The organism is Trinickia sp. (assembly GCF_035492435.1).
Classification (GTDB): Bacteria; Pseudomonadota; Gammaproteobacteria; order Burkholderiales; family Burkholderiaceae; genus Trinickia.
Genome location: NZ_DATJJF010000018.1, coordinates 1 through 13,672 on the forward strand (window position 1 = coordinate 1; position 13,672 = coordinate 13,672).

Consider the following 13,672-nt stretch of genomic DNA (forward strand, 5'->3'; position numbering starts at 1 on the left):
CCAGTTACCGAAGCCTAGTTTCCACTGTGGAACCGTCAGACGACTCCAACTGCGCCGCCAAATACTGGTGAATCTGTGCGACCACAGCGGCTCCTTCCCCCACAGCCGCTGCGACGCGCTTCGTTGAACCGGACCGGACATCGCCGATCGCAAACACTCCGGGGATGCTCGTGTGCAGCGGCAACCGCAACGAGCGCGTGCCATCTTCTGCACCGACGTCTGCGCCGGTCAACACAAAGCCCTTTGGATCTAGCGATAAGCCACACCTGTGTAACCACCGGGTATTGGGTTCAGCGCCGATGAAAAGGAACACATGGTGGGTCGCGATGCTCTCGGCGCCACCGTCACCCCGACGATAATGGACGAGCTCAAGCCGCTCGTCGCCTTCGAACCCAGTGACTTCGCTACCCGTATGGATCGTCACGTTCGGCAGAGACGTAATACGGTCGACCAAGTAGCGTGACATGCTGTGATAGAGGTCCGCGCCGCGAACGAGTACATGCACATGGGCGGCGTGCGAAGCGAGGAACACCACGGCCTGCCCTGCGGAATTGCCACCGCCGACCAACAGTACTGTCTCATTGCGGCACAGCCGTGCCTCGATCGGCGTCGCCCAGTAATAGACGCCGCGACCTTCGAAGCGCCCGAGCGCATCCGCTGCCGGACGCCGGTACTGCGCGCCGCTCGCGATGATTACGGTGCGGGTTGCGATACGGCGCGAGCCGGCGAGTTCCACTGCGAGCGGATATTCCCCGCAATTCAGGGCCTTCACCTCGGTCGGGATTGCGATGTGAGCACCAAATTTCTGCGCTTGAACGAACGCCCTCCCGGCGAGCGCTTGCCCGGAAATGCCAGTCGGAAACCCCAGATAATTTTCGATCCGCGCACTCATGCCCGCTTGGCCACCTGGGGCGCGGCAGTCAAAAACCGCTACCGACAAGCCCTCGGACGCCGCATACACGGCCGCCGCCAGACCCGCTGGCCCAGCACCGACGATCCCTACATCGTAGATATGCGAGGGATTGAATTCGGGCAGGAGCCCCAAGCTTGAGGCGAGCTGTCCTTCGTCCGGATTGCGGAGCACCGTACCATCCGGACAGACGACGAGCGGCATGTCATCACACTGCGGAGTCAAGCGCTCCAGCAATGCGATGGCATCGGCATCGGCCACATCGAGCGCCATATGCGGGAAACCATTGCGCCGCAGGAAGTGTTGCAGCGCGAGCAGCCGAGCGTTGTCGGGCGGCCCCACGAGCACCGCGCCCTGCCCACGCTCGATCGCCGCGACGCGCCGCAAGATCAGCGCGCGCATGATCCTTTCGCCGAGCTCGGCCTCCGCAATCATCAGAGCGCGCAGCTTGTCCGGCGGGATCACCAGCGCTTCAACGTTTTCAATGACCTCCGCATCGACGAGCGCGGGCTTGCCTGACAACATGCCGATGTCAGAGGTGAATTCACCCCGGTGGACCTGTGCACGGAGCAAGCGTCGATGGCCGAGCCCATCGCGTGCAGCGTAACGAATCGTGCCCGAGAGCAAGACGAACATGCCAGGACTGATGCCGCCCGCCCGATAAAGCATTTCGCCCGCGGCATAACGGCGGAGCGTACCAAAGCGCTGCACCCGCTCGATCTCGGCATCGGTCAGCGTCGGGAAAATCTGATAAAAGCGCAGGTTGCTACGAGGGGATTCCTCTTCCTCCGGGACAGAACGATCAGCACCGTTTGCGCCGGCTTGGTGCCCGGGGGCTCCGCTTTGCGACGAACCGTCACTAATCATGGAGAGCCTCTCAACCGCGAGCTTGAACTCGTTGGGTGGGCGTCGCCGCGGCGTCCGAAGCGCCCTTAAGCAGCTTAGTACAGCGCGACGGAGAACGGTTCGGCGTTTGCTTAAGGCGCTGTCAAGGTCCTTCGGAGCGGATCTATTCCGGACGGGAACGAGATTTGGTGCCCCGCCAGCCGCCCAGACAAGGTGCTGGGCGGGCTACTGGGTGCCGCCCAGGCGCTCGGAGGCATGCCATCGGCCTGAGGCCTGCGGCCCGACGCCTTTTCGGGGGATTACCGTCGAGTCGATGCCACAAAAAGAAACGGCCCCGGGAATCTCCGTCAAGTCATTGACCTAACGGAAAAATCTGGGACCGCCTTTACGTCAACGACGTACGTTCTGATCAGAACGGAATATCGTCATCCATCTCATCCAGCCCACCGCCCGCGGGCGCACTGGGTCGGCTGGATCCCATACCACCGCTGCCGCCGCCACTGCTGCGCGGAGCGCCGCCTGCGGGACGACCGCCACTGCGTTCAGCCGGCTCGCGACTATATCCGCCGCCGTCGTCACCCATGCCTGCTCCGCCGCCTGCACCGCCGCGGCCGCCCAGCATTTGCATCTGTTCTGCGACGATTTCCGTCGAGTAGCGGTCTTGGCCATCCTGGCCTTGCCACTTGCGTGTGCGCAAACGCCCTTCGATATAGACCGCCGAGCCTTTTTTCAGGTACTCGTTCACGATCTCCGCGAGGCGCCCGAAAAACGCCACACGATGCCATTCGGTTGCCTCCTTCATTTCGCCGCTCGTCCGGTCTTTGTACCGGTCGGTCGTCGCGAGGCGGATGTTCGCAATGGCGTCCCCGCTCGGCAGGTAACGCACTTCAGGGTCGGCGCCGAGGTTACCGACGAGAATGACCTTGTTGACGGATGCCATGTGTTTCTCCAGTTGATTCTGTCGATCAGAGTGAGCGCTTTAGCGCTTACTCTGATCCCATGCAGAGCTGTTAGCGCTTCAGCGCTTAGTCCAGTCCCATGCAGAGTGACCGGCCAGTTAGCGCTTCAACGCTTGCTCCGGTCCCATGCAAATTGATCGACCGGGGTTAGCGCTTCAGCACTTCCCCTCGTCCCATGCAGAGACTGTCACCCCAGCATTAAGCGCCCTTGCGCTGCCGCGCCGTTCGTTTTGCGCCCAGCTTCACGCCCTGGCTTGGCCGTCTGCGCGCACCACCGCTCAAGCCTTACGCCGTTGCGGAGGCGTCATATTGGCGGCGATTATAAGCCAGGCCAGTACCAGCCCAGAGCACGTAAAAAACACGGTATCCGGCCCGTGGGATCGCAGGAGCCAGCCGCCAATCACCCCGCCCATCGCAAGCCCTATGGACTGCGTGGTGTTATAGACGCCAGTCGCCGCGCCCTTCCTCGCGCCCGGTGCGAACTTGGAGACAAGCGAGGGTTGCGACGCTTCCAGAATGTTGAATCCCAGGAAGTAGACAAAAAGAATCGCCGCGACAGACAAAATGGTATGCGGCGCTGCGCCCAACAGCAATTGGCCAATCAGGATAAGACCAATGGCGCTCAGCAGCACCGGCTTCATCTTCCCGCGCTTTTCCGCGGCAATGATGGCGGGCACCATCATCACGAACGAAAGCCCCATCACTGGCAAATACACTTTCCAGTGAGAAGCAACGGGCAAGCCGCCATCTTCGAGAATCCGCGGCACAACGAGAAAGAGCGCGGTCTGCGTCGCATGGAGCACCAGCACGCCAAAATTCAAGCGCAGCAACTCGACGTTATGCAGCACTTCAGCAAAAGGCGCGCGCACGTGCACAGGCTTCGGCGCATTCGGCACAACCCACAGCACCACGCCGACAGCCAGGATCGACAGCAAGCCGACGAGCCTGAAAAGCCCGTTCATCCCGACCCAATGAAACACGATAGGCGCGCCGACGATGGCCACGGCAAATGAAATCCCGATGCTGCCGCCCACCATCGCCATGGCCTTCGTACGATGTTCCTCAGAGGTCAGATCGGCAATGAACGCAATTACCGCAGACGAAACGGCCCCCATTCCCTGTATCACGCGCCCGGCGATGATCCAGTTCATCGAATGCCCCGCGCCCGCAATAAAGCTGCCGAGCGCAAAAATCAGCAGCCCCACCGCGATCACGGGCTTGCGGCCCAGTTTGTCGGATGCCCAGCCGTAAAAGATGTACAGCAACGATTGCGTAACGCCGTATGCGCCAAGCGCGATGCCGACGAGCAGGAGGTTGTCGCCGCCGGGAATCGTCTTCGCGTAGACGGAGAACACCGGCATGATCATGAAGAGACCGAGCATGCGCAGCGCAAAAATGCTCGCGAGCGACGCGGTTGCGCGCAGCTCGGACGTGCTCATGCGGGAAGAAGTGACGGAAGCGTTCGACATCGGCGGGAGCGGTTCGGAAACCGTAGTGACGCCGCTCACGCTGCCGCGCGCATTGTAGCGTTCTCGATCACGCCGCCGCGCACTGTAAGGACGCCGGAACGGCGGTCTGCAAAAGTGGTTATAGTAACAGGTTTGTCCCGCTTCTCTCCGTCAGGCATGGAACAGATTCGCATCCGTGGGGCTCGCACCCACAACCTGAAAAACGTCAATCTCGACCTGCCGCGCCATAAGCTGATCGTCATCACCGGCCTGTCCGGTTCGGGCAAGTCGTCGCTCGCCTTCGATACGCTCTACGCCGAGGGGCAGCGCCGCTACGTCGAAAGCCTGTCCGCTTACGCGCGTCAGTTCCTGCAACTGATGGAAAAGCCCGACGTCGACCTCATCGAGGGCCTATCGCCCGCCATCTCGATCGAGCAAAAAGCGACGTCGCACAATCCGCGCTCAACGGTCGGCACAGTCACCGAGATTCACGACTACCTGCGTCTGCTGTACGCCCGCGTCGGCACGCCCTTTTGCCCCGATCACGACATCGCGCTCGAAGCGCAAAGCGTCTCGCAGATGGTCGACTCGGTGCTCGCGCTGCCCGAGGACACGAAGCTGATGATCCTCGCGCCCGTCGTCGCCAACCGAAAGGGTGAGCACGCGGAACTCTTCGAACAGATGCAAGCGCAAGGCTTCGTCCGCTTCCGTGTCCGCTCGGGCGGCGGCACGGCCAACGAGGGCGAAGCGCAGATCTGCGACGTCGATTCGCTGCCGAAGCTCAAGAAGAACGACAAGCACACCATCGATGTCGTCGTCGATCGTCTGAAAGTGCGTCCCGAAATCAAGCAGCGCCTGGCCGAATCGTTCGAAACGGCGCTGCGCTTGGCCGACGGCCGCGCCCTCGCGCTCGAAATGGACACGGGGCGCGAGCACGTCTTCAGCTCGAAGTTCGCCTGCCCGGTCTGCTCCTACGCGTTGCCTGAACTCGAGCCGCGCCTTTTCTCGTTCAATAACCCGATGGGCGCATGCCCGGACTGTGACGGGCTGGGCCAGATCACCTTCTTCGATCCGAAGCGCGTTGTTGCCTACCCGTCCATTTCGCTCGCGGCGGGCGCCGTGAAAGGCTGGGACCGGCGCAATCAGTTCTACTTTCAGATGCTGCAAAGCCTCGCGATCTACTACGATTTCGACATCGAGGCGCCGTTCGAGGATCTCCCCGAAAAGATCCAGAAGCTGCTGCTCTTCGGCTCGGGCAAGGATGCGATCCCGTTTTCCTATATCAACGAGCGCGGCCGCACGACGGTGCGCGAACACGTCTTCGAAGGCATCGTTCCCAACCTCGAGCGGCGCTACCGTGAGACCGATTCGTCAGCCGTGCGCGAAGAGCTCGCGAAGTACCAGAGCAATCAACCGTGCCCATCTTGCGAGGGCTCGCGCTTGCGCCGCGAAGCACGCTTCGTGCGGCTCGGCAACGGCGACGCGCGCGCCATCTACGAGGTGAGCGGCTGGCCGCTGCGCGACACGCTCGGCTACTTTCAGACGCTCAAGCTCGAAGGCGCGAAGCGCGAGATCGGCGACAAAGTGGTCAAGGAAATCGTCGCGCGGCTCATGTTCCTCAACAACGTCGGGCTCGATTACCTGTCGCTCGAGCGCAGCGCCGACACGCTTTCCGGCGGCGAGGCACAACGGATCCGCCTCGCCTCGCAAATCGGCTCGGGGCTCACAGGCGTCATGTACGTGCTCGACGAACCGTCCATCGGCCTGCATCAACGCGACAACGATCGCCTCATCGATACGCTCAAGCACTTGCGCGATCTCGGCAACTCGGTCGTTGTCGTCGAGCACGACGAGGACATGATTCGCATGGCCGACTACGTCGTCGACATGGGCCCCGGCGCAGGCGTGCACGGCGGCATGATCATCGCGCAGGGCACGCCGAAGGAGGTCGAGGCCGATCCGGCGTCGATGACGGGGCAGTATCTCGCCGGCGCGCGCCGCATCGAGTTTTCCGACGAGCGCAAGACGCCGGACGACCGCCTCTTGCGCATCGCCGAAGCGCACGGCAACAATCTGAAACGCGTCACCCTCGAATTGCCGGTGGGTCTGCTCACCTGCGTGACGGGCGTATCCGGCTCGGGTAAGTCGACGCTCATCAACGACACCCTTTACAGCGCCGTCGCGCAGCATTTGTACGGCTCGTCGGCGGAGCCGGCGCCTTATGAATCGCTCGAAGGGCTCGAGCACTTCGACAAAGTCATCAACGTCGATCAATCGCCCATCGGCCGCACGCCGCGCTCGAACCCCGCCACCTACACCGGACTCTTTACGCCGATCCGCGAACTGTTCGCCGGGGTGCCCGCCGCCAAGGAGCGCGGCTACGATCCGGGGCGTTTCTCGTTCAACGTGAAAGGTGGACGCTGCGAATCCTGCCAGGGTGACGGCGTGCTCAAGGTCGAAATGCACTTTCTGCCCGACGTCTACGTGCCGTGCGACGTCTGTCACGGCAAGCGCTACAACCGCGAGACGCTCGAGATCCAATACAAGGGCAAGAACATCAGCGAAGTACTCGACATGACGGTCGAGCAGGCCCATCAGTTCTTCAACGCCGTACCCGTCATTGCGCGCAAGTTGAAGACACTGCTCGATGTCGGGCTCGGCTACATTCGCCTTGGGCAGTCGGCCACGACGCTGTCCGGCGGCGAAGCGCAGCGCGTGAAACTCTCGCTCGAGCTCTCCAAGCGCGATACCGGCCGAACGCTTTACATTCTCGACGAGCCGACGACTGGCTTACACTTTCACGATATCGCGCTCTTGCTGGAAGTCATTCACCGGCTGCGCGATCATGGCAATACAGTCGTCATCATTGAGCATAATCTTGATGTGATCAAAACCGCCGATTGGGTTATCGACCTCGGTCCAGAAGGCGGCGCGGGCGGCGGCCAGATCATTGCGCAAGGCACGCCCGAGCAGGTTGCACAATCGAAGGCGAGCTTCACGGGGAAGTATCTCGCGCCGTTGCTGACACGCCGTTGAACGGCATCAGAACGGATGCTGCGATGCACAAAGACTCGCCGAATCAGCATCAATCGCTGGAGATATGAGGCGTAATGGCTAAGCGCACCGAAGCACCCAAGGATCTGGCCGTCCAGGAAAAATCGCCGCGACCGGTGCGGCTCGCGAGCGAGATAAGCCTGCCGAAGCTGTCCGTAGTCGACATTTGTAGCTTTGTGGCGGCCTTCGTCGGCATGTGGGCCATCCTGAACTTGCGGCTTCTGGCAGCGCTGCTCGCCGGCATGCTGGTCTATCAGCTCGTGCATACGATCTCGCCCGCCATCGAGCGGCACATGCCTGGGCAGCGCGCGCGCTGGGTGGCTGTGGTGTTTCTCGCCACCGCAGTCGTCGGCGCCCTGACTGGGCTCGCAATCGGCATGATCGAGCACCTCGAGCGTACGGTGCCGAACATTCAATACCTGCTCGCACAGGTCATGCAGATGGTTGAGCAGGCCCGCTCGCACGCGCCCGACTGGATTTCGGCGATGCTTCCCGTCGACATCGACCAGATGAAAGCCAAGGCCGGCATGCTCGTCCATTCGCACATGGATCAACTGCAGCAAAGCGGCAAGAGTGTCGCCCGCGGCTTCGGGCATGTGCTCATCGGCATGATCCTCGGCGCGATGATTGCCATTTCGGCCGATCGGAACAAGCAGCGGCTGCCACTGTCGAGAGCCTTCGCAACACGCATCGGACGGTTTTCCGAGGCGTTCAGGCGCATCGTCTTCGCTCAGATCAAGATCTCGGCGATCAATGCGGCCTTCACTGCACTCTACCTATTCGTCGCGCTGCCGGTGTTTCATCAGCGGCTGCCGCTCGCGAAGACACTTGTCTTAATCACGTTCATCACGGGATTACTGCCAGTCATCGGGAACCTGATCTCGAACACGGTGATCGTCGCCGTGTCGCTCTCGATCAACCTGCCAACGGCCGTCGCCTCGCTGGGCTTTCTCATCGCCATTCACAAGCTGGAATACTTTCTGAACGCGCGCATCGTCGGGGGCGAAATCGAAGCGCGCGCCTGGGAGCTGCTGCTCGCCATGCTCGTCATGGAAGCGGCGTTCGGCGTGCCGGGCGTGATTGCCGCGCCGATCTTCTACGCCTATATCAAGCGAGAGCTCGTTGCTATGCGGCTTGTCTGACGTTGCGCGACGTTACCATCACCGGAATACGACAGTCTTCGTCCCGTTCAGCACGATCCGGTGCTCGATGTGCCATTTGACCGCGCGAGCGAGCGTCACGCATTCAACGTCTCGCCCGATCGCGCTCAGCTGCTCAGGCGTCATGCTGTGATCGACGCGCTCGACTTCCTGCTCGATGATTGGCCCTTCGTCGAGATCAGTCGTGACATAGTGCGCCGTCGCGCCGATCAGCTTCACGCCGCGGTCGAAGGCTTGGTAGTACGGCTTCGCGCCCTTGAAGCTCGGCAGAAACGAGTGGTGGATGTTGATGGCGCGGCCCTCGAGGCGCTCGCACAGCGCCGGCGAAAGAATCTGCATGTACCGCGCGAGCACGACGAGATCGGCGTCGCTCTGCTCGATCACCTCTTGGATGCGGGCCTCTTGAGCAGCCTTCGCGGCCGGCGAGGTATCCGTCAGCGCAAAGTAGTGGAAGGGGACGTTGTAGCTCGCGGCAAGCTGATAGAAGTCCCTGTGGTTCGAAATGATTGCCGGAATCTCCATCGGCAACTGCCCCGTGCGGTAACGAAACAAAAGGTCGTTCAAGCAATGGCCGATCTTCGATACCAGCATGACGACGCGCGGCTTGACCGACGCATCGACAATTTCCCAGCGCATCGCGAACTGAACAGCCAGCGGCGCGAAGGCCGAGCGCAACGCATCGAGCCCCGGATCGCCGCCCACCTGCTGAAAATGCACGCGCATGAAGAACTCGGCGGTGCGGCTGTCGCCAAACTGCGCTGAGTCGAGAATATTGCCGCCACGCTCGTACAAAAAGCCGGACACGGCGTGCACGATGCCGGGCCGGTCAGGGCACGACAGTTTCAGGATAAAGCTGTGTTCGGTCGTCATGAGAGGAAACTCCCCTATGTGTTGCACCGAGGCGCCGGCGTCTTAACGCGGAGGCGACGGCCATTCCAAGTGCGCTGGCCCGGCGTAAAGCACCTCGATGCCCGAGCAAACCGCTTCGTCGATCCACCGGTGCCGCAGCAGGCAGTCGAGCGTGGCGAGGCTCGCGTCCACCGTCATCGCGCCCTCCGCGATCCAGCGCGCCACCTCGTCGATGCGCGCCAAGCGATGCTCGGCGACTTCACCGTCCTGGTTGTGCGGCGTGAAATCGTCGGGCAGCACGAGGTCGTAGACGAAAATCTGCTCGGCCTGCGTGCCTTCGGGAATCGACTGCAATACGTGCAGTGTGCGCCCCGGCAGCGCGCTCGCAGCGAGCACTTCGCCGATGCCTGCTTCCTCCCAGCACTCCTTGCCGATCGTCGCCTCGACGCCGAGCCCCCACGCAATGCCGCCCGCCACGACGTTGTCGAGCATGCCCGGGTCCGTCGCCTTCGTATCGCTGCGGCGCGCGATCCACAGTTGCGGGGCGCGGTCGGCGCATTTTACGATGCCGTTCAAATGCACCGCGTAGGTCATCGTGCCAAAGAAGCGCGCCGCTGCGCGTTCGATATAGGCGAGCGGAGCATCGTCGAATGCGTTGCGGATCGCGTAAATTTCGTCGCGCCAGCCGGGAATGCATCCGGCAGCCGCGAGCGCGCCGATCACGGTGCCCAGTGCAGCTGACCGGCTGTCGACATCCTTGTCGAAGCGCGGCGCGAGCGCGACGCGTGCGGGCTCGATATCGAAGACATCCGGCCAACGGGCGAGATGCCGCACATCGCCCTCGCGAATCCAGCCAACTCGCTGACCCGCAAGCCAGAATGACCGGTGTGCATCCGGATCGAATCGGCGCGCGGCGGTAATACAGGGAAGGTTCATGGCGTGCCCCCGCTCAATTGCGCAACGCGACGCGAAGGCCGAGCGTGATAAACGTCGCGCCCGCGAGCCGATCGAGCCAAGCGCCGCTGCGCGGCTGACGTTTGAGCCACGTGCCGATCGCGCTGGCGCACAAACCGAAAAGCGAAAAAACGACGATGGTTTGCAACATGAATAACAACCCGAGCTCGAACATGTGAGCGGCAACGCTGCCGGCAGAAACCGGGTCGACAAATTGCGGCAGGAAGACGATGAAAAAAAGCGTCACCTTCGGATTGAGCATATTGCCGATCACGCTTTGAGCGAACACGGTACGCAAAGGCTGCGGCGGCCGCTCGTGCGCGCTCGCGAGGCCCTGGCTTTTTAGCGCCTTGATGCCGACCCAGATCAGATAGGCGCCGCCTGCGAGCTTGAGGATATGAAACGCGAGCGGCGACGAACGCAATAGCGCGGCAATGCCGAACGCCGCAAGCGACGTATGAAAGAGCACTCCGGCCGCGAAACCGAGCGCCGCGACGCAACCTGCCGCGCGCCCCTGCGAAATGCCGCGCGCGATCACTTGCAGGTTGTCGGGACCGGGCGCAACGGTAATCGCCACCGAGGCGGCGAGAAATAATGCGATATGACTCATGCTTCCTGGCTCCTGCACACTGCGTCGGCCGGCACGCCGTCTTGCCGAGGCATGGGCGGCCGAGCCGCAGCCAGCCTTAATGCCCCGCGAATTCCGTTACGGTGTAAAGCGGCAAGCCGTTCTCGCGCAAGAGCTTCGAGCCGCCGAGATCGGGCAGATCGATAATGGCCGCCCCTTCCACAACAACGGCGCCGAGCCGCTCGAGCAACCTCTTGCCCGCCATCATCGTGCCGCCCGTTGCGATCAGATCGTCGATGATGAGCACACGATCGCCTGGACGGCACGCGTCCTCATGAATCTCGACCGTCGCGGTGCCGTACTCGAGCGCATACGATTCGGAGACGGTCTTGTAGGGCAGCTTGCCGAGCTTGCGTACAGGAATAAAGCCGACGTTGAGCTCATGCGCGACAATCGGCGCGATGATGAAGCCGCGAGCGTCGAGCCCGGCCACGTAGTCGAGCTTTGCTTCGATGTAGCGCTCAACGAAGAGATCGATGAGCATCCGCAGCGTCTTGGGCCGCTGCAGAAGTGGCGTGATGTCGCGAAACTGCACACCAGCGATGGGCCAGTCGGGCACCGTGCGGACTTGGCTCTTGATGAACGCGGCGGCATGGTTAGGCGTATCCGCGGGCGCGTGTGACATGGAAAACTCCTCAGGGAGGCTCGCCTCTGGCGAGCCTGTTCAATCAAAAACAGGGGCAATGGGCAAAAAACGCGGGCATAACGCATCGACGCGCAACGCTGCACCGCAACGCGGCTCAAATGACCGCGGCACCGGCGCGACGGCTCTTGGACAGTCGCTCCTCAGCCCGTGCGAGCGCCTCGGGCAGCCCGCGCAGGACGACGATATCCGCGGCACGCAACTTCGTCTCGGGCCCCGGCTCAACGCCGCGAATGCCGTGCCGCCGAATCGCCGTGACTTCGACGCCGAGCTCGGCTAGCTCAAGCTCCTCGAGCGTGCGCCCTACGGCATCGGCGTTGTCGTCGACCGGCACCGATTGTAGCCGGACCTGCTCGTGGCCGTCGTCATCGCCGAGATCGTCGGCTCCGTGAAAATAGCCGCGCAAGAGGCTGTAGCGTGCGTCGCGCATTTCCTCGACCCGGCGCACAACGCGCCGCATCGGCACGCCCATCAGCACCAGCGTATGCGACGCCAGCATGAGACTGCCCTCGACGATCTCGGGAATCACTTCCGTCGCGCCAGCGGCGAGCAGCTTTTCGAGATCGGCATCGTCGACTGTACGCACGATGACAGGCAGCGTGGGTTCGAGCTCGTGCGCGTTATGCAGCACGCGCAGCGCCGACGGCGTGTTCGCGTAGGTGATCGCGACCGCGGCGGCCCGATGGATACCGGCGGCGACGAGCGATTCGCGTCGCCCGGCGTCGCCATACACGACGGACTCCCCTGCCGCCGCCGCGGCACTGACGCGGTCGGGGTCCAGGTCGAGTGCCACGTACGGCAGCCCTTCGTGTTCGAGCATGCGCGCGAGGTTCTGACCAGCACGACCGTAACCGCAGATGATCACATGCGCCTGCTGGCGCAGGCTTTGCGTTGCGATGCGTGTCATCTGCAGCGATTGCTGCAGCCATTCGGCAGACGAGAGGCGCAGCACGATCCGATCGGCGTTCTGAATGACGAGCGGCGCGAGCAGCATCGACAACAGCATGGCGGCGAGGATGACCTGCAGCAGATCGGCATCGACGAGATGCTTGTCCCGAATGAGGTTGAGCAACACGAAGCCGAACTCACCTGCCTGCGCGAGCCCAAGCCCCGTGCGCATGGCGACGCCGGGCATCGCGCCAAACAGCCGCGCGAGACTCGTAATCATGACGACTTTCAACAGCATGGGCCCGATCAGGAACGCGAGGACGATCAGCGGATGGGCGAGAAGCACGCGCGGATCGAGCAGCATGCCCGTGGTGATGAAAAACAGGCCCAGCAGCACGTCGCGAAACGGCTTGATGTCCTCCTCGACCTGATGCCGATACGGTGTCTCCGCGATGAGCATGCCGGCGATGAAAGCGCCGAGTGCGAGCGAGAGGCCGAATCGGTCTGTCACATACGCTGCGGAGAGCGTCACGAGCAGCACGTTCAAAATGAAAAGCTCTTGCGAGCGCAGCCGCGCGACAACATTGAACCAGCGTGTCATGAACCGCTGGCCGACGAAGAGTAAAAGCGCGAGCGCAACGACGATCTTGAACGTCGCCATGGTCAGCGTGGCCGCGAGACTGCGCGAGTCGCCACCCAACGCCGCGATGATGATCAAGAGCGGCACAACGGCGAGATCCTGGAACAGCAGGACGCCAAAGATGTTGCGGCCATGCTCGGTCTCGATCTCCAGCCGCTCGGCGAGCATCTTGCTGACGATCGCCGTCGACGACATTGCAAGCGCGCCACCGAGCGCCAAACTGCCCTGCCACGAGATATGAACCCAGCGCCCGAGTATCGCACCCACGAGCATGGCAACAGCGATTGTCCCGATCACCTGCGAGAGTCCTAAGCCGAACACGAGCGTTTTCATCGCGCGCAGCTTGGCCAGCGAAAACTCGAGGCCGATCGAGAACATGAGAAAGACGATGCCGAACTCGGCGAGATGCTGCGCCTGCGCGGTGTCGGGGGCGATCCCGAGCGCGTGCGGCCCGACGATGATGCCGACCGTCAAGTACCCAAGCATCGGCGGCAAGTTCAGAAAGCGAAACAGCACGACGCCGGCCACTGAAGCAAGCAGCAGCAAGAGCGTCATTTCGAGCGGGGAAATCACGTGCGAAGCGTCCTCTTAATGACCTGTCCGCGCGAATGACAGGCTTGCGAACGTGCCTTGCCAGTCGCCCCCGCCGGAACTTCCTTTGGGACGAACTGCCGGGTCGGGCAGCGCAACCGG

Annotated in this window: 10 protein-coding genes; 2 read left to right on the top strand and 8 right to left on the bottom strand. The window is 62.5% G+C overall.

From position 1 onward, the window contains the following. Positions 1-4: 4 nt before the first annotated feature. The 3 genes from VL598_RS01490 to VL598_RS01500 all read right to left on the bottom strand — a co-directional run bounded on the left by VL598_RS01490 (position 5) and on the right by VL598_RS01500 (position 4,184). A complete protein-coding gene (locus VL598_RS01490; RefSeq protein ID WP_325324931.1) occupies positions 5-1,777 on the bottom strand; it encodes an FAD-dependent oxidoreductase in 1,773 nt (590 codons plus the stop codon). 388 nt (positions 1,778-2,165) lie between these two features. Next, positions 2,166-2,696, bottom strand: a complete 531-nt coding sequence (locus VL598_RS01495; RefSeq protein ID WP_325324932.1) for a single-stranded DNA-binding protein — start codon at positions 2,694-2,696, stop codon at positions 2,166-2,168. Positions 2,697-2,993: 297 nt separating this feature from the next. After that, positions 2,994-4,184, bottom strand: a complete 1,191-nt coding sequence (locus tag VL598_RS01500) for an MFS transporter (RefSeq protein WP_325324933.1) — start codon at positions 4,182-4,184, stop codon at positions 2,994-2,996. 156 nt (positions 4,185-4,340) lie between these two features. On the opposite strand from VL598_RS01500, the gene uvrA reads away from it, so the two are divergent. Next, the gene (gene uvrA, locus VL598_RS01505; protein ID WP_325324934.1) at positions 4,341-7,199 is read left to right on the top strand and encodes an excinuclease ABC subunit UvrA; all 2,859 of its coding nucleotides are present in this window, start codon (positions 4,341-4,343) and stop codon (positions 7,197-7,199) included. Positions 7,200-7,273: 74 nt separating this feature from the next. Next, positions 7,274-8,359: an AI-2E family transporter gene (locus VL598_RS01510; protein ID WP_325324935.1), complete on the top strand. Its 1,086-nt coding sequence runs from the start codon at positions 7,274-7,276 to the stop codon at positions 8,357-8,359. An 18-nt stretch (positions 8,360-8,377) separates the two neighbouring features. Here the strand turns inward: VL598_RS01510 and purU are convergent, their stop codons facing one another. From purU to VL598_RS01535, 5 genes are all read right to left on the bottom strand, one after another. Next, complete coding sequence (gene purU / locus VL598_RS01515) at positions 8,378-9,247, bottom strand: formyltetrahydrofolate deformylase (protein ID WP_325324936.1); 870 nt, start codon at positions 9,245-9,247, stop codon at positions 8,378-8,380. Positions 9,248-9,289: 42 nt separating this feature from the next. Further along, positions 9,290-10,162 carry an NUDIX hydrolase gene (locus tag VL598_RS01520; protein WP_325324937.1) on the bottom strand — a complete coding sequence of 291 codons (873 nt, stop codon included), beginning with the start codon at positions 10,160-10,162 and terminating at the stop codon, positions 9,290-9,292. A 13-nt stretch (positions 10,163-10,175) separates the two neighbouring features. Next, positions 10,176-10,790 carry a LysE family translocator gene (locus tag VL598_RS01525; RefSeq protein ID WP_325324938.1) on the bottom strand — a complete coding sequence of 205 codons (615 nt, stop codon included), beginning with the start codon at positions 10,788-10,790 and terminating at the stop codon, positions 10,176-10,178. Between the two features lie 76 nt (positions 10,791-10,866). Further along, positions 10,867-11,433 (bottom strand): adenine phosphoribosyltransferase, encoded by a 567-nt coding sequence (locus VL598_RS01530; RefSeq protein ID WP_325324939.1) that lies wholly within the window; start codon positions 11,431-11,433, stop codon positions 10,867-10,869. A 115-nt stretch (positions 11,434-11,548) separates the two neighbouring features. Next, positions 11,549-13,552 (bottom strand): cation:proton antiporter, encoded by a 2,004-nt coding sequence (locus VL598_RS01535; RefSeq protein ID WP_325324940.1) that lies wholly within the window; start codon positions 13,550-13,552, stop codon positions 11,549-11,551. Positions 13,553-13,672: the final 120 nt, after the last annotated feature.

Bases quoted from the DNA above. Each gene is read 5' to 3' on its own strand.
- VL598_RS01495 (WP_325324932.1), bottom strand. From the start codon at position 2,696: ATGGCATCCGTCAACAAGGTCATTCTCGTCGGTAACCTCGGCGCCGAC.
- VL598_RS01520 (WP_325324937.1), bottom strand. From the start codon at position 10,162: ATGAACCTTCCCTGTATTACCGCCGCGCGCCGATTCGATCCGGATGCA.
- VL598_RS01500 (WP_325324933.1), bottom strand. From the start codon at position 4,184: ATGTCGAACGCTTCCGTCACTTCTTCCCGCATGAGCACGTCCGAGCTG.
- VL598_RS01525 (WP_325324938.1), bottom strand. From the start codon at position 10,790: ATGAGTCATATCGCATTATTTCTCGCCGCCTCGGTGGCGATTACCGTT.
- uvrA (WP_325324934.1), top strand. From the start codon at position 4,341: ATGGAACAGATTCGCATCCGTGGGGCTCGCACCCACAACCTGAAAAAC.
- VL598_RS01510 (WP_325324935.1), top strand. From the start codon at position 7,274: ATGGCTAAGCGCACCGAAGCACCCAAGGATCTGGCCGTCCAGGAAAAA.
- VL598_RS01530 (WP_325324939.1), bottom strand. From the start codon at position 11,433: ATGTCACACGCGCCCGCGGATACGCCTAACCATGCCGCCGCGTTCATC.
- purU (WP_325324936.1), bottom strand. From the start codon at position 9,247: ATGACGACCGAACACAGCTTTATCCTGAAACTGTCGTGCCCTGACCGG.
- VL598_RS01490 (WP_325324931.1), bottom strand. From the start codon at position 1,777: ATGATTAGTGACGGTTCGTCGCAAAGCGGAGCCCCCGGGCACCAAGCC.